The organism is Pseudomonas sp. PDM25, assembly GCF_019219045.1.
GTDB lineage: Bacteria > Pseudomonadota > Gammaproteobacteria > Pseudomonadales > Pseudomonadaceae > Aquipseudomonas.
The window spans coordinates 278120-300525 of the sequence record NZ_JAHUWL010000001.1 but is presented as its reverse complement, the minus strand read 5'-3'; the positions used below and the strand labels follow the sequence as shown (position 1 = coordinate 300525).

At 50.7% G+C, this 22406-nt stretch carries 16 protein-coding genes and 2 pseudogenes; 13 read left to right on the top strand and 5 right to left on the bottom strand.

Translation table 11 applies throughout. From position 1 onward, the window contains the following. Window position 1 precedes the first annotated feature (1 nt). Complete coding sequence (locus KW848_RS01200; protein WP_218534852.1) at window positions 2-1501, bottom strand: DUF3375 domain-containing protein; 1500 nt, start codon at window positions 1499-1501, stop codon at window positions 2-4. 1368 nt (window positions 1502-2869) lie between these two features. Here KW848_RS01200 and KW848_RS01195 point away from each other — a divergent pair. The 3 genes and pseudogenes from KW848_RS01195 (at window position 2870) to KW848_RS01185 (ending at window position 6610) form a co-directional block, all read left to right on the top strand. Beyond that, window positions 2870-3836 (top strand): annotated as a pseudogene (locus KW848_RS01195) (endonuclease). Between the two features lie 740 nt (window positions 3837-4576). Beyond that, window positions 4577-5746, top strand: coding sequence for a hypothetical protein (locus tag KW848_RS01190; RefSeq protein ID WP_218534849.1), 1170 nt, complete (start codon window positions 4577-4579; stop codon window positions 5744-5746). Between the two features lie 300 nt (window positions 5747-6046). After that, the gene (locus KW848_RS01185) at window positions 6047-6610 is read left to right on the top strand and encodes a hypothetical protein (RefSeq protein WP_218534848.1); all 564 of its coding nucleotides are present in this window, start codon (window positions 6047-6049) and stop codon (window positions 6608-6610) included. A gap of 654 nt (window positions 6611-7264) precedes the next feature. On the opposite strand, the gene KW848_RS01180 is transcribed toward KW848_RS01185, so the two are convergent. Together KW848_RS01180 and KW848_RS01175 are read right to left on the bottom strand one after the other, a co-directional pair. Continuing rightward, a complete protein-coding gene (locus KW848_RS01180; RefSeq protein WP_218534847.1) occupies window positions 7265-8359 on the bottom strand; it encodes a serine protease in 1095 nt (364 codons plus the stop codon). After that, window positions 8356-9045 carry a hypothetical protein gene (locus KW848_RS01175; protein WP_218534846.1) on the bottom strand — a complete coding sequence of 230 codons (690 nt, stop codon included), beginning with the start codon at window positions 9043-9045 and terminating at the stop codon, window positions 8356-8358. The genes KW848_RS01180 and KW848_RS01175 overlap by 4 nt, the downstream gene beginning before the upstream one ends. Window positions 9046-10511: 1466 nt before the next feature. Between KW848_RS01175 and KW848_RS01170 the strand changes: the two genes are divergently transcribed. From KW848_RS01170 to KW848_RS31620, 6 genes and pseudogenes are all read left to right on the top strand, one after another. Beyond that, window positions 10512-11090 (top strand): hypothetical protein, encoded by a 579-nt coding sequence (locus KW848_RS01170; RefSeq protein WP_218535380.1) that lies wholly within the window; start codon window positions 10512-10514, stop codon window positions 11088-11090. Between the two features lie 3 nt (window positions 11091-11093). Next, window positions 11094-12017, top strand: coding sequence for a Kiwa anti-phage protein KwaB-like domain-containing protein (locus tag KW848_RS01165; RefSeq protein WP_218534845.1), 924 nt, complete (start codon window positions 11094-11096; stop codon window positions 12015-12017). 92 nt (window positions 12018-12109) lie between these two features. Beyond that, entirely contained in the window at window positions 12110-12391 is a 282-nt protein-coding gene (locus tag KW848_RS01160; RefSeq protein ID WP_218534844.1) for a hypothetical protein, read from the top strand. A gap of 77 nt (window positions 12392-12468) precedes the next feature. Then, window positions 12469-12681 carry an AbrB/MazE/SpoVT family DNA-binding domain-containing protein gene (locus tag KW848_RS01155; RefSeq protein WP_256364983.1) on the top strand — a complete coding sequence of 71 codons (213 nt, stop codon included), beginning with the start codon at window positions 12469-12471 and terminating at the stop codon, window positions 12679-12681. Window positions 12682-14085: 1404 nt separating this feature from the next. Further along, the gene (locus tag KW848_RS01150) at window positions 14086-15336 is read left to right on the top strand and encodes a hypothetical protein (protein WP_218534840.1); all 1251 of its coding nucleotides are present in this window, start codon (window positions 14086-14088) and stop codon (window positions 15334-15336) included. 54 nt (window positions 15337-15390) lie between these two features. Beyond that, window positions 15391-15474, top strand: a pseudogene (locus KW848_RS31620) (serine recombinase); the annotation flags it as partial. A gap of 184 nt (window positions 15475-15658) precedes the next feature. Here KW848_RS31620 and KW848_RS01145 read toward each other — a convergent pair. Next, complete coding sequence (locus tag KW848_RS01145; RefSeq protein ID WP_218534838.1) at window positions 15659-16930, bottom strand: hypothetical protein; 1272 nt, start codon at window positions 16928-16930, stop codon at window positions 15659-15661. 177 nt (window positions 16931-17107) lie between these two features. On the opposite strand from KW848_RS01145, the gene KW848_RS01140 reads away from it, so the two are divergent. Then, window positions 17108-17662 carry a hypothetical protein gene (locus tag KW848_RS01140; RefSeq protein WP_218534837.1) on the top strand — a complete coding sequence of 185 codons (555 nt, stop codon included), beginning with the start codon at window positions 17108-17110 and terminating at the stop codon, window positions 17660-17662. Between the two features lie 275 nt (window positions 17663-17937). Here KW848_RS01140 and KW848_RS01135 read toward each other — a convergent pair whose 3' ends face one another. After that, on the bottom strand, window positions 17938-18153 hold the full coding sequence (locus tag KW848_RS01135; protein WP_218534835.1) for a hypothetical protein: 216 nt from the start codon (window positions 18151-18153) through the stop codon (window positions 17938-17940). 196 nt (window positions 18154-18349) lie between these two features. Here KW848_RS01135 and KW848_RS01130 point away from each other — a divergent pair, with 196 nt between their 5' ends. The 3 genes from KW848_RS01130 (at window position 18350) to KW848_RS01120 (ending at window position 22350) form a co-directional block, all read left to right on the top strand. Further along, complete coding sequence (locus KW848_RS01130) at window positions 18350-19696, top strand: hypothetical protein (RefSeq protein ID WP_218534833.1); 1347 nt, start codon at window positions 18350-18352, stop codon at window positions 19694-19696. A 217-nt stretch (window positions 19697-19913) separates the two neighbouring features. Continuing rightward, window positions 19914-20708, top strand: a complete 795-nt coding sequence (locus tag KW848_RS01125; RefSeq protein WP_218534825.1) for an NYN domain-containing protein — start codon at window positions 19914-19916, stop codon at window positions 20706-20708. Between the two features lie 775 nt (window positions 20709-21483). Continuing rightward, window positions 21484-22350: a patatin-like phospholipase family protein gene (locus tag KW848_RS01120; RefSeq protein WP_218534823.1), complete on the top strand. Its 867-nt coding sequence runs from the start codon at window positions 21484-21486 to the stop codon at window positions 22348-22350. Window positions 22351-22406 lie beyond the last annotated feature (56 nt).

Below are 22406 nucleotides of genomic sequence, written 5' to 3'. Positions count from 1 at the left end.
ATCAGAGCTCCCATTTGATGTCCCGAAGCTTCTCGGACTCAAGTTGGGTGAAGGGGAGGTAAAACCGCCACCAGCGTTCTTCAGTGTCCGCTAAGTCAAGCACCTGTACTTCCTCGGCATCGATGACGATGCCCGCCTCCCTGGCCATCGTAATCCACAGTGTGAAGCACTCCAGGTCATGTGTTGGAGGAAGCAACAACGCCAATTCAGCAAGGGATAGAGGTTTTCCCTGCTCTGCCAAAATCATCAGCGTTTCACGTACGAAAGCGTCTCGATCCAATCCATCGAATGACTGCCAGAACTCTTCTTCAATCTCATCTAGGGCTGCCGGATGTGTGTTCAGATCCAAATCTGGCGCACTGTCTTCAGCGATACCTTTGAACCGGAGGCGCTCTATTGCGGGCACCCTAGCCAGCGCCATACCAACTGGTCGAATTGGTACCGGCAAATGCCTGACTGCCTGGCGTTGCCAATTAAGCATTAATGCCAAGCTCAAAAATTCGTTCAGCAGGTGACCGACACGGTGATGTTCAGCGACAAGTCCAGTTTTGACGAAGCTTTTGACATCACGCTCGCTTCGCGCTCGCGCTCGCAGTACGGCCTCTGACTCTTGGAGTAAACGGGGAACCAAACGTAGTAGCTCGTTTTGCTGATATCTGTGCAGCGCTAGAGCAACGGCGGGATGGCGCATAATGTTGCGCAGACGCGTCCTCATTTGATCAAGCTCTACAGGCGCCCATAGCTGTTGCTGGAAGCTTTCAAAAACCTTGCCCTCTGGCGTGTTGAGTAGAGCATCCTGACCGTCCAGAAGGTTGTCGACGATCTCTCCTCTGTGGCATTGCTCACTGATGATCGATTGCCGAAGCATTCGGTCTGCGTCGCGCCAGGAGTCTTCTACTCGCCGAAAGTCTGCCCACAAGCTAGTCGCGAGCGCGTAGATCTCCCGGATCCCTTCAATCGCCTTCGTTTCATCAAATACTGGGATGTGGCCGGCCTTAGCCTGATCGAGTTCACTCTGCAGTTCTCGAATACGTCGTTTCAGGCTTAACGCACGGCTCTTGGGATCAGAATTGAGGTTCGTCTCGAGATTCTCAATCTCACGCTGAACCACTGAAAGCCTGGATGCAGTTGAAGTCATTACTCGATTATCGAGCATCTCTGCGAAGCGAAACGCTGACTCCAAAGCATCGGTCGCATATAGCCGTCCGTTGCGCTCGACGACCAGCTTTCGTTTAATCCACTCTCCAAGCTCTCGGTTTGCTTGTTGAAGCTCAGAACCAGGTTCGGTTTGGTAGAGTTCTTGATCTGCACTATTGGTCAGGGCCTCTGCTAGCGAGTGCAGGGCATCGTCTAAGTCGATGCCTTCTTGGCCGGGCTCAAATAGCGTTCGTAGGCTGCTAAGAACCAAGGGCGCATACCGCGACGCCAACAATAACCACGCGGGATGATGGGTGCGAAGCGCTGTGAAACGCTCCGCTCTCTGCAGAAGATTTTCTTCCATGGGATTGGTACCCCATAGGTGAACGCGGCGAAGATGTTGTGCTGCTTGCGAAATAGGTCACCGCTACGCTATTTGCCCGGTCAAGCGTAGACGGTTCGGCTGAACTAGCAAATTTTCAGTTCAGCCAAAGCTTGCCCAGATGCACTCGACCGTCCGATGACCAAGAAAAAGCTGGGAAACTGAGCTGCGAGATGCCTTATCTAGGCGTATGGGCGCGTCCTACCCCCCCTGGAAGCACCGTCGGTCTGGATGTGTCCAAAAAGACATATCGATCGTACGCGCAGATGTTTGCACCATGCGAACACTCACATTTTCAGATGCCCAATTCGTACTCAAGCCGCAAACCTCGTAGATCTCGAGAAAGCTTACGCAAAGGCATTAGACACAGAAGACCCTGTGCGATGTGTTGGCTGTAGCACGACAAGAGCGCGACCTTTTCTGGAGGTTGGTCGAGATGGGGAAGCGCCAAGTCGGCTTCGACCAAGGCGTTCTTCAACAGCTGAAGATTTTCGTCACTCAACCATTCTCGGCTGAGATACTCCACTTTACTTCGCACTTTTAGCGGCCCATGGCTGAGAAGAAGGTCTACCACAGCTTGTTGAAGTGCTGCAGCGCCAAGATGTGACCTGGCTAATTCCCATAGCCTACTTTCTTGCGCCAGATCCAAGCGCCAATGAAACCTAACTCTGACTGTCATTATTGGTCATTCGCTTCTTCCTGTACGTCGTCGGCCCTCTCGGCCATGCGGCGTCACTGATACACAAAAAACAAACCCCGGAGGTTCTCGGGCACCCGACCTGGTTTTGATTTTTCGAGTGGCTTGAAAAGCTAGCCGCGACTCACGTCGCGAACATGCGAGCTGCCCTTCTCCATCGCCGAGCCAAGTATCCACTCACTCCGGCCGTCATTTTTCAGTACAAAAAAACGTGTTCTAGGCAAAAGCAGCGGAAGTCAATCGAGTCGACTGACCTGAAACTATGAATGCCCAAATTGGGTGGAGGCTCCAAGATCTCTGCTTCTATTTTGCTATCAAATAAGAACTCCGATTTCGTTTTTTTGATTCAAGGGGCACTGCCAAAATAATTTTTATTGGGTGGCTTCTTGGCGCTGCTGTTATCGCTAACTGAATCAGACTGTGCTGCCACGATTTCCTAGCTCAAAGTGCTGACTCCGCGCCCTTGTGCCGAAGCGGCAGCCGGCCATCTTCCCCCCCCCCACCACATACGCATGGAGCTCGGCATGACCAGTGCCGACACGGCCCAACCTACGCTCCACGACGCACATGCATCTTCGCATTGGGCAGTTGCCCTTCGGTGGACATTGAGTCGTGCGTATACTTCGCTTCTTCTCAATTGCTTAAGCTTTCCAATGAAAAAACTGCTTTCCGTAGTAGCGCTAGCCCTCTCGGTAATTACCCCCGCCTTCTCAAGCCCTCCCTCGACCTTTTCCGAAGCCAAGGTCGTCGCAAAGCAGAAGATCTACCTCGACCAAGCGAACAGCTCCATGGGCGAACTTTATTGCGGGTGCAAATGGACGTGGGTTGGCAAATCAGGTGGTCGTATCGATGCTGAGTCATGTGGCCTTAAGGCCAGAAAGCAAGAGAATCGGGCAGAGCGGACTGAGTGGGAACACATAGTTCCAGCCTGGACATTCGGCAACCAACGTCAATGCTGGAAGAACGGTGGTAGAGAGCACTGTGTGGACGATGATCCTGTGTTCCGAGCAATGGAAGCAGACCTGTTCAACCTTTACCCATCTGTTGGGGAGGTGAATGGCGACCGTAGCAATTTCAACTACGGCATGGCATCCGGGGGTGTCGCCGCAGTATGGGCAGTGCAAGACGCGGGTTGATTTCGATCAACGTGCTGCGGAACCGCGCGACGAGGTTAAGGGGCTGGTAGCCAGGACAACCTTTTACATGTTCGACCGATACAACCTGAACATGTCTCGTCAGCAGCAACAGCTACTGATGGCCTGGGACAAGCAGTACCCCGTTTCGTCTTGGGAAAAAGAGCGGGATCGACGCATTGCAGCAATCATGGGGCACTCCAATCCATTCGTAACTGGCGAGCGTCGATGGTTGCAAGGATACAAGGCGGTTGGTGATGGAGTGGTTAGCGACGTTTCAGTCAATCCTCCACGGTCATCAGTTCAGCCATCCCTTGCGAGCGCAGCCGTAGTGGGTTCGATCATTGGTAACCGAAAGAGCCAGATCTATCACCTCTCCATGGGATGCCCTGGGTATGGTCAGGTGTCTGCTAAAAACCAAATAACTTTTGATTCTGAATCTGAGGCTCAGGCGGCGGGATATCGAAAGGCAGGCAACTGCAAGTAGCTGTACTTCTGTGTTGACGGAACGTTATGGAGTGTCCGGCTCGATAGTCCTACAACGAGCCGGGCCTCAACGGCCGAAAGAACGACTAGAAAGCGGAGTGCGCGACGAAGTTCAACCAAGCGCTTAAGGCCTTTTCCAGCACAAAAACAAATACTCCGAATATATCAGGACGCTTGTTGGAGCCATCGCTCGAGTGTCTTCATACAGTCTGATGAATGACCTTTTTGCCCTTCCCCCCGGACAGGTTGGTATTCAGATGCTTAGCATCGGGATTGGAAGACTTGTCTGCCGGACGCTTACCAATAGGTACCCAACCGTCAGTGTCAATCGTCGGAGGCAAGGAGCGGATCGACTCCACTGCTGTACGTGAAGCCAGAACTTCAACTGGCGTAGGGAAAAAAGAGGCGTGATACGCTAGGCTGTAGTGGCAGAGGCCTGACGACCGCGCCCAGTTATCGATGGTTCACCATTCCCGCGAAGCGACAGCAATTGCTACTTTCTGCCATCTATTACAAACGACAAAAAATTTCTGCGAAAGGTAAAAATCTTGCTGCAATACTTATGTTGCCTGCACGTTAATATACTATGCTACAGCGACAGCAGAACGCTATTTTTTGTGCATCGCCGAAAGTAAGCTCAGGAAATTTAGTTTCGCGGAACCTTGCAGGCCAGTTAACCATCGTCTATAGGTATAGATCATTAAGTGAATGTCGTTCAATCTTTTATGGGGAAGGCCAAGAATGAAACTTTCAACGACTGCCATGATCGTGGTTCTGACGGCATGCCCCACAATTTCATTCGCAGGGTGGTTCTCCCTATCTGAGACAGTTCAGTTGATCCCAAGCTTAAGTATTCCACAACAACTGAATGACTCTATGTATGTAAGGGCTACTGGCACAAGTCCAGATCTTCTAGGATTTTGCAACGACAGCTTCTTGAGTGCGATCGGACGAAAAGTCATTGGCGCAAGCAATCAGACCATGCTCCTCCTGACTTACGACGGAGCCCCACTGTTAACTGCAAAATATGAACAAGACGGTCGAAATTGCAAAAAGGAATATATCCTAAGCAGCAACCTAACCGGATACCTGTTACTCGAAAAACTTAACAAAGAGCACAAACTAATATTATCCTACGCGACAAATGAAAAAGTCACATCTTTGCAAAACGCAGTCGACGCATTCAAATATCTGAGCGCAGCCACCAATGTAGCTGCCGCGATCATAGCCAAACCAGCAACCAAAGAGCTGACTTCAATAGTAGACAACGCAATCGCCAGTTCGGCTAGCACTACAGACAGTCAAACAATAACATTTCTACTTCCAGACAATGACGGAAAAAGTAAGATCTCTTTATCTGCGCAAATCGGATCAGAGAAATACTATCTGGCCGACATATATCTCACCAAAAAGAACTCCCTATTAGATGACAAAAATGCTGACCGCATTATGAGCTTACAGCTAGACAGTAACACTACAGTAATTTCTCAACTGAAAGAGCGTCGCACAAAGGAGGGTATTAATTACGCCGCTGGTAATTTTTCCACAATTCAAAACGAATGCGACAACCTCAAATTAAATTACTCGGAAAAGCTAAATTCTTATGACGTGCAGCGCCTATTGGAGGCATATCTTTTAGAACAGCACCGCCGTTTCTTGTCTCCTCGAACTCTAGAGCTTTGCTTAGGCCATCCACTAAGGGATCCGCAGCGAGAGTTGACTTTCAAAACCATCGTCGACGAACTCGCTCCTCCAACTGAAACTGTAGACACCTACTTTGTGAAATATCTTAACCGCGCAGAGTATGGCACTCTTGCAACACGCAACATAAAGGTCAATGACATCGACACCAATCTGCGGATCAAAACCATAGCAGATTATGTATCACTACAAAATGTCACCCCCCCCTAATTGCCACACAGCTGTATCCTCAAATCGAGTAGGTTTCGTCCAAACCATCGGTAGCCAACCTTATTATATAACTGCAACTGTCGACAAGCTCTATACAAAATCCGAAGCTAACAACGGCCTTAAACCAAAAATCACAAGCATGTCGATTAGCTCAAACCCCGACATAGATTACACGTCCATACCAAAAGTCACCCAATGCGTAAGCGAGTGGAAGCAGTCGCTCAACAACAAGGGCACTTGGTTCAGCAGCGTGGACTTCCCGCAATACTGACACCAATTTAAGGCACTCAAGGAAAACTCATGTCTTACTACAGAGCATGCTTAGCAAGCCTGATCTTGTTGGTACCGTATTGTACGAACGCCCATGAAGAAAATTGGGCACCGCGAGAGGGTTGTGATCTAAGCCGACCACATCCTGGAGGACTCTACCCTGATGCCGCTGCCGAGCTGGCTAATCTTGGGCTCTCTGCCCGAATAACACAGGCACTTAATACAGCCAAAAAGGCGGAAAACGTCCACGGAGCTGACAAAACGATAAATGGTATCTTATACACTGGCGCGGTTGATATTAGCATTCGATGCTTAAAGGGCGAGGAGGATGATCAAATTAAGAGGATTCTCACCGCGCTTTCGGCAAATGGATTTGTCGCTTGGTACCGTAAAAATGGTACTGATGGGTGGAATGGCGCAAATCATATACACGCAGTGTGGGTCAGACAGCCCTTAAAACCAGTGCTGGAGCGTCAAGTTGAAAGTTGGCTCGCATTCAAAAATGGGCTCAAAAGCGACAAAGATTATACTTTCTGGAAACCGACGGACGATTTGCTGGAAAAAATCAAAAATTACCGAGCTGATGCTTTTTGAATGAGATCAACTCTAAGAGAAGCTGACGAGCATTCTCGACGGCTTCGAGGCGATAGCCGAATCGGTGAAAGCTATATGTTTGAAGATTGAAGCGGCTCGTCGTGAGCAAATAGCTGAGAAGCATTACGACTTGAGCGAGCAAAGCGTGAAGAGCCCTATAGGCGCCTAACTCGTTGGGAATACAAAGCGTTGGGAGCAGGCTCCGCGATTGAAAGCATTTATCCAGGCAACCTGCAATGCCAGTGCGGCTACCTCAGAGAGAGCATAGACAGCAACAAACTGCACGATGGGCGGCTTAGGCATCAGCCCAAGCAGAACCAGCTTGACCCTCTTCACCCAGTTACCTCATCAGTCACATCGCTCGCCGTTAATATCGAGAGCTGCTTCAACGACTACGATGCGCACAGAAAAGGACTGGTGGTCGGAATGAATGAGGCACCGCTTCGACCCGCACTCTACTTCGCGGATTTTGTGTAACGGTCGCCTTGTCGCAGCATTAGAAGGCTCAGGCCAAGATGGCCAGCTGCACAGCGGCGCTGCCTACGGAGCCAGCGTATTTTTTCCTTTGGATCACCATGTTCCTGCCAAACCTGACCACGACGAGGGAGGTCTGCTCGATTTTTTCATATCCATAAAGAGATATATGAAAAAAAGCTACTCTGTCATGATAGCAATGAAATTCTCGTTAACGACTTCAACCTTGATTTTATAGTATTGATTACCACTCCGATTACGAACGCAATACCACTGCCCAACTGTAGCAGGATACCAATGATAAGTGTATCCAGATGTAGGACAGTCGGCATTTCTCCCATATGAGTCTCCGGGGATCTCAAGAATACCGCTATGAGCTTGGCCATCCTGATCGGAGTTATAAGGCGGTGCATCAAATGGCAGAAAAAACATCGGCTTACCTACGCTATCCGCGGTATTTCTACTTACTAAAATGTCACCTCTTATGGAATTCCAAGGAACAATTTCATGTGAAGAAAAATTATACCCGCTTTGATTAAAATTTAAGTTCCCCTCAGAAATAGAGATAGTCTTAAGGTCAGGATTGCAAGCCGGAGGGGTGGAAAGCACCGCAATAAAATTTGCAACTCTATGCATAGGCATAAAAAAATTGAGGCTCTGCACTTGTGTATTACCACCCATTATCATGCCTACAACTGACCCTTTTTCACTTTCAAAAACCGGCCCGCCGCTATACCCAGGAGCAAAAGGGGTCTGTGTTTGATACCAACCACCCGGGCCGTTCTTATTACTCAACTTACCGTTAACCAACGATAGCTCCATAGTAAGAGGGTAGCCCATAGCAATCAAATCTGCGTTACTTCCAATATTGTATCCATTGCATATTTTTGTAGCTACATAGTCATCTTTATTACCTTTAAACTTCATCAAAGCGAAATCTAAGCCCTCATCTTTACTGATAACCTCCATTTCGGTGTATACCCCATATCGGGAGCCCGGCGCGCCCAAAATATTTAAATTCGACAAAGGCTTTTTTGCTTCATCCAGAATTAGATGATATGTCGTAAAGACCTCCCCTACGGGCGTCACGATAAAGCCAGTACCGGTATTTTCGTAAGGAACACCGTTTTCTCCAGAACCACTAACTTTAATCATCACCACTGCATTTTTGTTAGCAGTTCTTACGTCCTCTGGGGTCATGCCCTGAGCACTTCCAAAACCTACAACTATGCCCAATAGAAGTGCCATCCAAGCGGTGGTATAAATAAATTTCATTTTGGCGCACCATATGCCATTGCAAGGCCAATTTTATCCCTCTCACTTAAAACCCCATTATTATTATAGACAGGGTTACAGTAATTCATAACCGAGCTTGGATCATAAGAAGTCAATAGCAAATCGCCATCACTTCCTTGCCGGCGGATCGCACATTCGCCAGGTGTGTCATATCTATTTTGCTCATGGGCATAAGCTATGGCATGCCCAAACTCATGCACTGCTATTGAGTAGATGCATTTGTCTCTCATCTTCTTGCTTTGACTGCATGTCTGACTCCAATTCTTAAATGTGAAGTTCAACACCATGCCATTAGAAACTTGGTTAAGCTTACTGCCAAGGCCTTTGGTATGTGGCCCAGAATCTTCCACTAAAATATGTATACCGTAGTTCCCATTGACACATTTTTTCCACCCTGCGAATTTAATTCTGGAGTAAGCCTGCCATGTTGCCTCTACAGCTTTTCGGACAAGGGCTTGCTCAGCATCATATTGGGCATCCGGATTTTCCCAACACACATCAATATTAGTGAAACCGTCTGATCCTTTTTGCCACACTGCAGTAGATAGTACGAAAGCATAAGGTGTAATTTTGCTATCAAAATTCCCAACACCATTAACGGTCGTTACCCGCCCCTGCGCTTGGACGTTGGCCATCATGTCTGGTTGAGCCGCTTCGTCAGTCATCGCTGCAGCTCCAACGGGCTGGGACTCAGAGTATAAGGCTTCATGTTGCTCTGCCTGACATCCCGATATGATTAACAACAAGATGCACATCCACCCGCGCCCATAACGGGGCGCCTCGAAGGCTAAGATCATAACAAGTCCTCCTCTGATGACTTTCAAAAAGTCTAGTACAGCAAATCGCCCCCATGAAATATTAAATTAGCTGGCCAGATTGTTACGCTAGATTTACAACGCCCTCTAAGTTACATGCCCCAGATCGACATTCAAGGCGCAACATTGCAATTACAACTATTCGGAATTATTGCTATAGCGGTTTATCACAAACCATCCAATTGAATCACACACCTACGTCATGTCTATTGACTTTGACTCATCATTTCACTGGCGCGCGGATTCGTGCGGCAGGGCAATTAAAAAATTGGAAGACTGTGAGCAGATCGCCGGTTTCAAACACAAGGATGGCAATACACTACGGATGTAACGGGCATGGTCGCCTGGGTAAGTCGCTAGAACTGATATTGAGCCAACGGGACTACTGACAGCCATCACGGTCAGCCGCTTTTGGGTCACCGACCAGCAAGCACATGATTCCGCGAGTTGTTCTCTCAAATTTAGCCAAACGGAGTTCACCCGCTTGACCAGAGTCTCACCCTACAGGCTCAAGCTCTGCGACTCGATAAGCTTATTGCGATTGATCATGGTCTTAAGGTTGCTCAGGACTTGCTCAAGCTCCTTGAGTTGCTCCGTAACGATCTCTGCGCTATCAAGTGACACTGGACGACCCTCCACAAAGATCATGTCGTCTTGGTCGCTGTATAAGTCGCCAGTGCGCCCTCGCCACCTCCCTTGTGCAGCTTAGCTCTGGGCAAGCGATGGCTCGAACGCAGAATGATTTGAACACAACCTCTCCCCTCACCGCCCGAGAGGTCTGCCAGGTACTGACGGACGTCGCTGCCGGCAAACGCATAATGATGCGAAGTTCCATCCAGTCCTGGAGCGAGATCTATCATGGCCTCATGCCCGTGAGTACTGATGGTTGGGTACTCCCCTCTTCAATGACTGTGACACCCTGTACTACTGTGAGTACTGCAGGTCGCCAGATGGCCGAGTCGGGTCACTTGAACTCTGGCAGCGCGACGGAGCAGATCCTGTCGAGCTATTGAGCGCCAGGGAACGAGAACAGCGCGAACGATTGCTCGGTGCCCTCTGAGTCTCCATTCAAAACGGCAGGTGAGGGTTTGGCCACTTCAGTCATCCCGAAATCTGCATCCAATACTGGATACTAGGAATTTTTAGCCTGCAAGGTGATCCAAATGATTCCAGGATTTGGTGGGTTAAGTAGTACTGCTTGATCGATGACATCTGGCCCGACATGGGAATAGTGATTCTTCGTTTTCCTTTTCAGTGGCACAGAGCCATAGTAGGTAATCGAGCGTCACTGATCAGCACACCAAGGAGCGGGCGAAATGAAGGTAAAGATCCTTCCGGCTATTTTCCTGTTCCTAGGCTCCTACTTCCCGCTGAGCGTGATCCTGCTGCTCCAAGACGTCTCTGACGCTACTTGGAAGAAATCAATCTGCTGGTCGCTTCACGATTGCACCCTGCCCGCCCTGATGAACCCAGGTCGCTCGCTGACCCTATTCACCATATGCCTGATCAGTCTCGCTTTCTTCACTTGGGTGCTTAAAAGCTTGCCGGCCGACCATGAGCTAACGGTCAAGGAAGCGAAGACTGTTCCCAATGACCTCATCAATTACGTCTTTCCCTACGTTGTCTCGTTCATGGGCCTTGATCTAGGCAGCGATGGCAAGTTCTACGGCTTCCTTGTGTTCTTGATCTGGATGTTTCTCATCACTTATCGATCAGGACAAATCCTCATGAATCCGCTGCTCTTGGCGATTGGCTGGCAACTACATGAGCTGGAGGTGATTACGTCCGGCAAGGAGCGCAGCGTGATTGCGCTAGCGAAGACAAAGATTTACCCGGGAGACAAATTAAGCTCCTGTGTCATCCATGGAATATACGTTCTCACAAAAAAGGAGTAAGCGATGGCTGCAGTTGAAGCGTTGAATAAGCTACGGGGTCTAGATCTGGTAAACGCTACAGTGAGCGTTTGGGCGTTCAAAAAGAGCAACAGCAAAACCGCCAAATTCCGAGCATCCTCGGTGGTTGCAACACCCGAACTGGAGATTGAGCTCAAGCGAATTGCCCGACAATGGATCGATCGGTGTACTGAGGTCGATGATTACAGCCTCATCGCGACGATTAACGAGAGCTCCTGCCTCTATCTTGAATCCGATGAGACGATTTTCCCGCAGTTGGAGGATCTCGTCAGCAACCCACCCGAGGAGCATCTCATTGAGGCCATCTCGGATCTGGAAGGAAGCCTAGGCTATCTCGTTCGCCTGACCATAGGCACGGATACGCTCCATTGCGTATGCCGACTTGGGAACGACTGGAAGGTGAAAAAACGGGCACATGTTCTTAACCTTGTGCTCAACCGAAACCAGCTCGACCTGGCAGGTGATGAAGCGTTCATCATTCCCAAACGGTTTGATTTCTTCGCTCTCAATACCGATATTTTGGTCACGAACAAAGGCAACTTCGAATCGATCCTGGAGTACAAACAAACCTACGTCACTTCGTTCACCGAGCTACGGGCTGACGCAGGCTTTCAGGCCATCTTCTCTGACATGGCCGTCTTGGTTGACCATGTCGGCAGCAATACCATGCACTTGCGCAGGATGGCGGTGGTACAGGAACGTGCGTACTACAACGACGTAGCCTTCATGGAAAAACTGCGTCTAGTCAACCGCGAGCGGCAGTGGAATATAATATTCGACGACAATGGCAAGATTGTTCCTTCCGTCGAGTCGGTGCGCGCAATCATTCAAGTTCTGTTGAATCACCGGCTTCATTCGGAGCTGACCGGGCACGACTTTGACGTACCCTCGGCTAACCCTATCGCATGAAATGTTGCGGCCGAGTAGGCTTGGTACCTTCACCATCTGGTCAATGCACCAATCGAATCGTTAGTGCCTGGTTTACGAATAGGAGTAACAAATTGCTGAACCGTCCCGACAAAGACGCGCTCCGTGCAATGCTGGAATCGCAAGTTCAAGAAAAGCTGCAGCACGATCCAGACGCGGTAACGACTTACGCAGCCCAGCCTGTACCTGACCGAAAGCCGTACACCAGCAAACCCACGGTTCAGGATAAGGCATTTCACAAAGAGCTCGAGCAGATGCGTGCAGACGCCGAAGCTGGAGTGATACATACGCCTAAGCGCGAACCGGAGGGCGGAGGCGCTCCTAGCCCTAAGCTTGATGATTATCCTGATCTGTAAACGTGCCACTGAGAATCTACAGGCGGGAACGGCTTGCCGGTTCATAGCAACGGAGACCACACGTGATAAAGCCACCTATGAAAATCATCATCGAAGAATGGGATGGTGACGGTGCAATTAGAATTCCCGATGAGGCGCTGCAGGAACTGGGGCTCGATGTTGGCGACTCGTTGTATTTGATAGAGGAATTTGTCGGCAACACGCACTGCCTAGTCCTATCAAAAAGGCCTCAAATCGCGGATCGAATAGACGAGCTCACTGAAGCCTGGGATAGCGCACAGCTAAAATGAGAAAGCTATAAAGCGCTTCATTGGCCGAGATGCGGAATCATTCGCCAGCAGGACGGATACATAGACGCATTACATGACGGCGAGCCGGGCCGTAGCCCGAAGGAGCGACAGCCAAAGGCGCGGCCCAACAACTGCTTAATGGACACAATCAGCTCCATCTCCAATCCACCTACCGCTTTCCAGTCATCAAGTCAGCATTCAACTTGCCGATACAGCACGCAATTCTGTGAATAAGGGTTACGTGTGGAAACTTTTCGAAAATCGTTGCTAGTCGTCGCCAGATGGGTTGGGATAGCCTGGAGATGTTTTTCCAGCACGAGCGTGCTGGGTGTGCTTTCAGTTATAGCGACAACAATGTCGGCGTACGCTGCCTTTCTTTCCTTTCAGGCTACCCAGAGCGCCACCAGCGTGGCCGAAGCTTCTCAGGCGTTTGCTCAGAAAATCTATAGCGATCAGATCGCGTTGGGCGCCCATCCATATCAATTCTTTCCGGAGAAACATCGATCTCTGAGGAGTTAGAGTATTCGTACTCAGATCGAACAACAAAAAAATACACTGCTTCTCTCATTGTGAAGAACTCTGGGCTACGTGACACACAAAGAGCTTGGATCGCTTTGTCTAGTGCCGGCTCTAAGGTTTCAGTCGCTACCCTGCCAAAGGATACCGAATACAGTGTTCCATTCGACATTAGCTGGGCATCAAACTCGGATTTAAGGAGGAGCTCGTGGTATGTCGCGATTGTGTACGAAGACCAAGTACCAGTCGAAGGCCCCGCTCCAACATACCGTTCTTCAAATCAAATGGTGCCGGAGCCAGCACCCCTTCGTGTAGTTTGCTCAGATGTAGCCGTTTTCAAGATGACATCATGGCCAAAAGACCCAGCTCAAGATCCTTCAGTCAGAACCCTCTCCTCCGGCTCACCTGTTGCAGTCAGGCGAATGGCATCAGACAAGGAAAGCATTAATTGGGGCTCAGAGGATGATTCAGTCAGAAAGAGTGTCGTTGCTGCTATTAGAGATGCAAGGGCGTGTTCGGATAAGGTGTTTTGAAAGCAAGGGACATATCATTGAGGCATTGATGACGCTCGAAACGTAGCTCAAGCGACGACTCGAACGCAGAGCATTTTGAATACAACCTCTCCTCTCGCCACCCGCGAAGTCTGCCAGGTACTGACGGACGTCGCGCTCGGCCAACGCATCATGATGGGAAGCACCGTCTACCACGCTGAGCCAGCAATCCTGAAGGATGTAAAACAAGAAGCCAACGCTGATGAAGCTGCCGTAGCTTCGTCGACGTATCGTTACGGTGCTAGCCCACCACTTTCACATTCTCCAAACTCAAGCGTTTAAGGCCTGATAGCGAAGCGCTATTCTCCCTAGCTACACCTCTTCGGATTGCATTGCTATGGATGACGCGCTGGTGGTCTTTTCACGGAAAGGCCTCTTCCAAACTCCGATTACGGCTTACGAGATTAAAAGCCGGGAGCATTATCGAAAGATGTGGCCCTTGGTCACTGCTGACAAACCCCACCGCCTCGTAAGCTGGGTGAGCCCTTGTTTCAATGATGATGGAAAGCTGAAAACACGCAGCTATTTCAGAACGTACACTGGCAAACGCGGCGTTCGAGCCGCGGACTATTTCGACAGCCAGGAACAAGCTCGACAACGTCATATTGGCGAAAGCGAGGAGCACAGGCGAGCCAAGCAGCTGATAGCCGATGAGCTTCAGCGCCGACTCGACGCAGGGCTGGCTATGCCCTGGTACTACAGGGATGAAACGATTAGCCAGTATCACCTGTCCGGCAATCTCCTGCTCGGGGCTAATGGCGTTACCCAAGAACAGAACATCAAGACTCCGTTTGGCAACTCATATCGCCTTGATGTGGCGGTGCTTGGCAAGCCCATTCTTCGGCATCCGATGGTGCTGGCGGGTATCGAAATTGAGCTTGGCCACGCATTTGATGGGCGAAAGGCTCTGGCAAGTCGCTCAATGGGCTTTCCACTCATATCCATCGACATCACCGACATGAGTCTGGATCAGCTGACACCGCAGTGGGCCCGGCAGGCGCTGACAGCAACGAAGTCCAGCGATGATGAGGGCCGGCGCAAGACGTTCATCTACCTGAATGACCTGCTCTATCCACTTTATGTTCAGTTGCCCTCTACGCTAATCGAGGGGGATGACTTCCGGCACCAGTTCATTGTATTTGCCGCTGATGAGCATCTGGAGCGGGTAAAAGCGACCCTAGCCAAGGTCAGTTCGGCACTCGGGCTTCAGAGCCCTACAGTTCTACTGGGAGTCGTCAACGGCAAAAGCGAGTCAGCAGCCAAGCAAGTTGCCAACCTCGGCGACATCGCGGGGCCGGATTGGCGTGAGTTCCACGAGCACCGCTGCCTGACGATCACCTTGGATCGCCCCAGGACACCGCAGGACGTGCCAAGCCACCTCATGCACATTGCCATCGCCGCATTACTAGCTGGCAAGGGCAATGCCTTGGTGGGTTACAAGAACCGGCTCGGTATCATTAACCATCGTCCTGAAGAAGACGTCTGGAATGAGTATCGACGTGGAACCTGGCACCGTACCTTGCCCAAACGTCTTGCGGAGCCATTCCAGCGCTACTTGGCAGTGATTGACCAGCTGCATAGCCAATAAGCTCTATCCCTATCGGCTCTGACCGGGACGTCGCAAATCAGGGCCATCTCTCCGTCAATCGCACGCAAGGATTACGAACGACGCCGCGAGCGTCAGGCACAGGACATTGCAAAGGTTAAAGCCGATGGCATCTATAGACGATGCTAGAAATGTCGCTTCCATCGTGAAAGAGATGCTTGCCTGACAGCGTGAGCCGGGCTTGGGCGCCCGAAAAAGCGACTATTCCATCGAGTCTAATGTCTCAATACAGTTCACTTCCCGCAATCGCTTTTAGATTCGCTATTACCTAGCTCAAGTCTTCGCTCCCCCCCCAGACGTTTTATTATTTCTTGGTCAACTCTTGCACTATTTTGACTAAGGCCCCCGTCAGCTCAATTAAGCTCGAGGGAGTCGGCTCAGCCTTCTCATTAACCTCCCTCTGCCCAAAATAACGAGTTGCAAACTCCCGTTTTACCTCGTTACGATCCGCATCATCTAGTGTCGCCAGAAATGGATCTATCGAAGCAATTTCCAGTTCCGTTTGGCGCATTTGTCTTTCATTCTTCTGGTGTCTAGCTACCTGCATCGCCGCAAAACCAGAGAGAAGGACAAAAGGAGTAGAGATCAGGAACTGTCGGGCTACGGCTGCTAAGGTCAAATCTTTATCGTAGGTTAGGGCAAAAAATATGCATCCGATAACAATCCAGGCAACAAGCGACCAAGCCGCAATGGCTTTCCAAGTTTTTGCTTCTTTGTTTTCCGCATTAGCTGTCTTTTGAAAACCATGCGCCATACCTGTATCACTTATGATTCCCACTAGCTTCTGCACATGAGCCTTCTGTGCTTCAAGCGCACTAACGACATTGGCAGAACTGTTTTTTAGCTCGGTTACGAGATCTTCATGTATCGCTGTGGCTGCGGCAGTTGAGTTTTTCGCTTCATCACTACGTAATTTCTGTACCTCATCAAATAGAAGTTTCCGATCTTCCTCATTTTTTATGGCTGTAGCGGATCGAGTTTGTTCAGCACTCGAAAACTCGGTTTGCCTAGTTTGTTGCGAGTCTGAAAACTGCTGTTGGAAGGCAGATATCGCATTGTCGAGCCTTGATTTTTGATTGGTGATTTCAGTGATAGCTTCAGTAATTTTTTCCTGTAAATCCGCCTGTGCTTTCGTAATACCTTCAGCGTTATCTCTAATCGTCTCGAGAAACTTCGAAATAGAAGTTCGGTAGCTAGAGGCTTCTTTGCGCATATCATCTAGACCAGTAATCGATAGACGAGGTATGGCTGCCGCATGAGCAAGTGCGGTGTCTAAATGAGAATGGGCGTTAATCCAATGTCCAGCATTTTTGTTGGACGTAAAATTTTGAATTTCAGTCTGGGCTTGCATCAACCCACTTGAAATGCCACTTAAGTTAGCTGGATTTACCAATAGAGGGTTCACTTGTGATATGACTTCTCGAAGGTGCTGCACAACCGCGTACGCTCGCCCCCATGAGTCAATGTGTGCCGTTTCCTCTTGGCACGCTTCCTTGGCGACTACTAATGTGTCCTCGAAATCGCTTACCGCTTTAAAAACCTCATTATCCTCAACCCTTTCGATCCAGTGATTCATGGCTGTCCTTGCATCTTCGTTCAAATGGAGGGCCTGCGGGCTATAACAGCAGAGTTGTTGTAGTCTTTGTTAAATGTATAGCTCAAGAGCCTAGATCATGCTTGGCTGTAAAAGCCGAAAATCCCCATTGCCCACTTCGTCGGGTTTATCTCAAGCTTCCTAGGCCTAGGAGTCGCTATGATTTACGAATCTCGTTACTGGAAACAGCCTCTCGTCCGCTCTGCTGGCTGGCTAGAAAAGGTACTGATCAAAGATGGCGAGTTAAGCGAGAGGGATCTAGCCAGTGCTGAACGAGAAATGTTTATTGGATTTTATGCAGTGCGCAAGCTTCTTGAGACGTTCAAGCTCTCCGAGGCCACTAAACATCTTACATACGATTTGACTTTTTATCCGGTGCGACAAGACGCTAGCGTGGACTACTTCAATCGTAGCGATATTCACGAACACTACGAGTTTGATAAAGGAGTGGCGGATAGAAAAGACGTTGGCTTCATCTGCAATCAGGTGATCCACAGCTTCGTCTTTGTGTTGACGCTAGCTGAATCAGGAGCCGAGGGCGCCTTCCTGGCATCGGATACCATGAGACATCGCCGGCTTTACTTCATTCCACTTGAACACATTGTCCATCTATTTCGAACCGTTGGACGCGATTACCCCGCCCAGCAAAATTTTGTGCGTGATGAAAAGACTGGCCAATGGAAAGTCATTGATGACGCCCTCCTCAGGCATTAGAAGGTCGAAGCATCGCGTTTTTAGCATGCTGGAACAGGTAAGCGCACAGTTGCTGTCGCAGTCTCATTATCGGCTGGGGTCACTCAGACTCAAGCTGCTCAACTGGAAGGTAAGCAACAGCGTGGCTATCTGCCGCACTCAATATTGTGTTCTGACCTTTTAAAGCATTACGTGGAGCCAGCTGGGCCTTGCCCGAAGAAGCGATAGCAATAATCAAATGCCTGGCCGGGCCTCATTGGCCCGAAGGAGCGACTAAGAAACGCCTCCGAGACCGGTCACGCGAGCTTTATGGCGCCGCCTTGGATATCGTCGCGCGCCATTCGCAAATCATTGGCGTCCTGGTTGAGTCGGTGAATCAAGTTAAGCAATCGTTGACGAAGCACCTCGTCTTGGAGTTGCTCTGCTGCGCGCATCATATCGAGCGCCGCTACCTCATTGTTAGTGGCGACGGAGTCGAGCAGTTTGCGCATGCTTCTTGATGGTCGATTCATCTCCAACTCCCTGGATTTCAGTGACGCGAATCATATGGCCGGAATGTTTCGTCAGTGTTTCAGTCGCATGAACTGGTTTTGAATCACCGCTCCAGCGGGTTTGACGCTAGCTGAAGGGGCGCCCCCCGCGCAATTGACCAGCATATAGCCATCACCTAGTCTGAAGTGCTGGGTTTAGTTCCTTTCAAGGACGAACATGATCAATTTCAAATGCGATGAGTGCAGCAAGCCGATTCAGGTCTCTATAGAGATGGCCGGCAAGCAAGGCAAATGTCCACATTGCCAGTCGTTGTTGATCGTGCCAGCCCCAATGGTTTTCGATATCGACGAGACGGATGCCCCGGATGTTAAGCAGTCCTGGGCTGAAGACCCGGCGAGGGTCGACCTTCCGGTGCAACCGGCTGGCCCTAAATCTGTTCCATTGGCGGATAAGGCCAAGTCGTTCATTGGAACGTTTCTCTACTGGATCTTCGGTCTGCTTTTCGCTCTTTGGACGCTGGGGGTCATCTTCGAAGATCCGCTGGCGGCGATACCGCTCATGGTCGCGACTGTTCTGTTGCTACCACCGTTATGCGACATGCTCATGGCGAAATTTCAGTTTGATCTCCAGCCCCCGGTTCGTGCGATCAGTGCCGTTGTGCTCGGGGTCGCAGGGATGCTCCTGTTCTCCAATCACATGAGTGATGAAATCACTGTGCAAAATACGGCGGCGGAGTCGGCAGCGGCTCAAAAGAAGGTCGAGCAGAAGAAGGCGAATACGGACTATTTAGTTGCAAACAAGCCAGCCATCATTGCCCAGTTTCAGCAGTTGCTGGATGCGAAGAAGATCTCTGAGGCCAAGAATCTGTTGCAAAAGTACAACGGTCTGGGTGATTCCGACGTAGACGCCATGTTCGCCAAAGTCGATGCAAAGGCTAAGGACATCGCCAGAGACGAGCAGACCGCCTCTCTAAAGGCCAAGCTCGCGCAACTGGGCAAGGACGACTACGCCGGCCAGGAGACGACCTACAAGGCCCTACTGGCGCTCTACCCAGGCAACAAGGAGTACACGGACAAACTCGCGGCGGCTTCTCATGAGATCAAGAAGGCCAGTGAGTTTCAGCAGCGCAGGATAGCCGGAGAAGCTTGGGAGTATGAGACTATGCAGGATTCAATGAGCCAGAAGCCGGTCACGACGGCCTTCATTAAGTCGACCAACAGATTGTCGTTCGACTTCCCTTACCGCGGAGCGCAACAGGCCATGCTCCAACTGCGCAAGCACCCGCGTTGGGGTCAGGACGTGATTCTGCAAATCCAAAAAGGCCAGTTCCTCTGCAATTCATACGACGGTTGCGATGTGTCGGTGCGTTTCGGGAACGGAAAGCCTAAGCGGTTTTCTGCGGGCGAGCCGAGCGACAACGACAGCACCTACATCTTCATCAGGGGCTATAACAGCTTTGTCAGCGAGCTGCGTAAGGTCGACAAGGTCTACATCGAGGCTCAGTTCTACCAGGAAGGCGCTCAGACGATTGAGTTTGCGGTGGATGGCTTGGACTGGAAGTAAGTTTAAGAGCTGTAGGCGCTTACGCTTTTCAATGACTTGCGACAGCTTGGATTACTGCGAGTAATTACAGGTCACCCGAGTGACGAGTTGGAACACTTTAAATCTGGCAGCACAACGCCGCTGATCCGGGCCCTTAGTGGGTGGGAATACGAGCGATCGAAGCCAAGATTAGCCCCTCGTTTACAGGTATGGTTACGCTTTCACTCAAGGATGAACCATGGCCACGCATACATCCAATAACGCTCAGAAACGCCTCGCAGTGTTGATCGACGCCGACAATGCCCCAGCAGCAATCGTCGAAGGCCTGTTTGAAGAAATTGCTAAGTACGGCGTCGCCAGCGTCAAGCGCATCTACGGCGACTGGACTGGCCCCCATCTCGGTGGTTGGAAGAAAGTCCTGCTCGATCACTCGATTCAGCCCATCCAGCAATTTGCCTATACCAAAGGCAAAAATGCCACCGACAGCTCGCTTATCATCGATGCCATGGACTTGCTATACACCCGCCGTTTCGACGGATTTTGCCTAGTATCGAGCGACAGCGATTTCACTCGATTGGCTTCTCGATTACGTGAAGAAGGGTTGACCGTTTACGGGTTCGGCGAAGAGAAAACACCCAAGCCGTTCGTGGCAGCATGCGACAAATTCATTTACATCGAGTTACTCCGTGAGGATGTCGTTGCGACTACCAACGGTGAGTCTAGTACCGCTTTCGCTGCTGCCCCCGATGTGGCCAAACCAGCGGTTGCTGAGCCTTCTAAAAAGCCTAAAGCACCGGTGGGCTTCATCGCCAAGATCATGGACGACATTGCTGACGAGGATGGCTGGGCACATTTAGGCGCGCTGGGCGCGAACATTACGAAACTACGTCCAGAGTTTGACCCACGCACTCATGGCTACAAAAAACTGAGCGACCTCATCAAAGGCTACACGCAGGCGTTTGAGTTGCAGGCCAGAGCCACTTCAGGGGGCACGGCAGTGATGTACGCTCGTCACAAGCAACCAAGCAAATGACCGATTAGGCATGTGAAGCCATGGATGGCATAGACGTGCGCCGACTTAAGTATTGTTAGATAGACGTTAGCGGTCGGGGAAAAGAGAAGCGCGTTGCGCTGTCATAAATTGTCTCAGCTCAGTCCCGCATAATTGTTGAATTCATGGAGTCATATCGGTACTCCCAGAACACAATCTTTAGCAGGGAACGCACCATGCACCCAAGCAGGGTCATCGAGACCACAGGCCAGGAAGACGGCAGTAAGCGATACAGAGTCGTTGATCTAGTCGAAGGAGGTTCAGCTAGCAAGCATGGTGTGTTCAAGGCCAGGGCGGAGGCAGACGCTGTTTGTTCGCTGCAGAATGCCGAGCGTCCGCGTCAGAGTGGTGTTGGTCGTACGTCCCTGAGCATATGATCAACTCGTTTCTGAACTCCAACCGCCAATGACTTTGTTGGACTGATTGATGCCTATAGCGCAGTCGTGGATTCCCGTTCCGAAAGCACGTTTTGAAAGCGCTCCAGGTTAAGTCGTCGACACTCAACCTCGGCACCTTCTCGGGCCTCATATGTAGTCTTCAAACGTAGTTTCTCTTCGCTGTCATAAACCCTCAATCCTAAGGGCGCAGTCTCACAGTAGTAGTGGATTCCGTTATGCATTGATCCCGTTTCCATTGGGATTCGGCATCATCCGGAACTCCAAGCTTGAGACGTCTCGATCATGTAGCGAACACCCGAAAGGAATGCTGACCCGTCAGCTACACTGATTCGACGCATTGCCGCACAGAGACTTCGACCATGGCGACCAAAACCGCAATCGTATTCGCTGGCGGCGGCAGTTTGGGTGCGGTGCAGGTGGGCATGTTGCGGGCCCTGGTTGAGGCCAATGTTCGATGCGATATTGTGGTTGGCGCTTCGGTAGGCGCTATCAATGGTGCCTACTTTGCCGCAAGGCCCGATTCAGATGGCGTCGAGGCCCTCGCCGGTTTCTGGCTCGGGCTAGGTAAATCTGACATCTTCCCCCTCTCCTGGCTCGATACTTGTAGGGGACTGATCAAACGGCGTGGCTTTCTGTTGCAGCCGGCGGCCTTGAACCGATTGCTGGATCAGGCACTGCCCATTCATCGCATTGAAGAGGCGACGCTGCCCCTCTACATCGTCACCACCGACCTGCTCAGTGGTGCCGAGACTGTTCTGTCCAGTGGCGAACTCAAACAGGCGTTACTGGCCAGCGCTGCTATCCCGCTGGTGTTCCCCTGCGTACAAATCGCCGATCAGTTCCTGGTTGACGGCGGCGTGTCAAGCAATACACCTATCTCGACTGCCGTAGCCTTGGGAGCCACCAACGTCGTGGTAATCCCCACCGGCGTGAGTTGCGCCCTAACACAACCGCCCCGAGGCTTGGTCGCCTTAGCCCTGCACACCGTCAATCTGATGAGCATGCGCCAACTGGTGAGCGACATCGAACACTTCCGCACTCTCACCAGCCTGCACATCGTCCCGCCCTTGTGCCCTGTGGATGTCTCAGTGTTCAACTTTGACCAGACCGAGTCTTTGCTGCAGCGCGCCTATGAGCAGACCCTCCGGTGGCTGGAACGTGGGGGGCTCGAACGCACCAAGGTACCTGGTGCCCTGACCATCCATTCACATGCCCATGAGCATTGAGTGATGTGAATTACCTAAGAGCCCTTCCCCCCCTCATTTTTCCTCCTGCTACGCTG

Excerpts from the sequence above, each read along its gene's own strand:
- KW848_RS01155 (WP_256364983.1), top strand. The coding sequence starts at position 12,469 with ATGAAAATCATCATCGAAGAATGGGATGGTGACGGTGCAATTAGAATT.
- KW848_RS01150 (WP_218534840.1), top strand. The coding sequence starts at position 14,086 with ATGGATGACGCGCTGGTGGTCTTTTCACGGAAAGGCCTCTTCCAAACT.
- KW848_RS01140 (WP_218534837.1), top strand. The coding sequence starts at position 17,108 with ATGATTTACGAATCTCGTTACTGGAAACAGCCTCTCGTCCGCTCTGCT.
- KW848_RS01200 (WP_218534852.1), bottom strand. The coding sequence starts at position 1,501 with ATGGAAGAAAATCTTCTGCAGAGAGCGGAGCGTTTCACAGCGCTTCGC.
- KW848_RS01125 (WP_218534825.1), top strand. The coding sequence starts at position 19,914 with ATGGCCACGCATACATCCAATAACGCTCAGAAACGCCTCGCAGTGTTG.
- KW848_RS01145 (WP_218534838.1), bottom strand. The coding sequence starts at position 16,930 with ATGAATCACTGGATCGAAAGGGTTGAGGATAATGAGGTTTTTAAAGCG.
- KW848_RS01190 (WP_218534849.1), top strand. The coding sequence starts at position 4,577 with ATGAAACTTTCAACGACTGCCATGATCGTGGTTCTGACGGCATGCCCC.
- KW848_RS01135 (WP_218534835.1), bottom strand. The coding sequence starts at position 18,153 with ATGAATCGACCATCAAGAAGCATGCGCAAACTGCTCGACTCCGTCGCC.
- KW848_RS01175 (WP_218534846.1), bottom strand. The coding sequence starts at position 9,045 with ATGACTGACGAAGCGGCTCAACCAGACATGATGGCCAACGTCCAAGCG.
- KW848_RS01170 (WP_218535380.1), top strand. The coding sequence starts at position 10,512 with ATGAAGGTAAAGATCCTTCCGGCTATTTTCCTGTTCCTAGGCTCCTAC.
- KW848_RS01185 (WP_218534848.1), top strand. The coding sequence starts at position 6,047 with ATGTCTTACTACAGAGCATGCTTAGCAAGCCTGATCTTGTTGGTACCG.
- KW848_RS01120 (WP_218534823.1), top strand. The coding sequence starts at position 21,484 with ATGGCGACCAAAACCGCAATCGTATTCGCTGGCGGCGGCAGTTTGGGT.
- KW848_RS01130 (WP_218534833.1), top strand. The coding sequence starts at position 18,350 with ATGATCAATTTCAAATGCGATGAGTGCAGCAAGCCGATTCAGGTCTCT.
- KW848_RS01180 (WP_218534847.1), bottom strand. The coding sequence starts at position 8,359 with ATGAAATTTATTTATACCACCGCTTGGATGGCACTTCTATTGGGCATA.
- KW848_RS01165 (WP_218534845.1), top strand. The coding sequence starts at position 11,094 with ATGGCTGCAGTTGAAGCGTTGAATAAGCTACGGGGTCTAGATCTGGTA.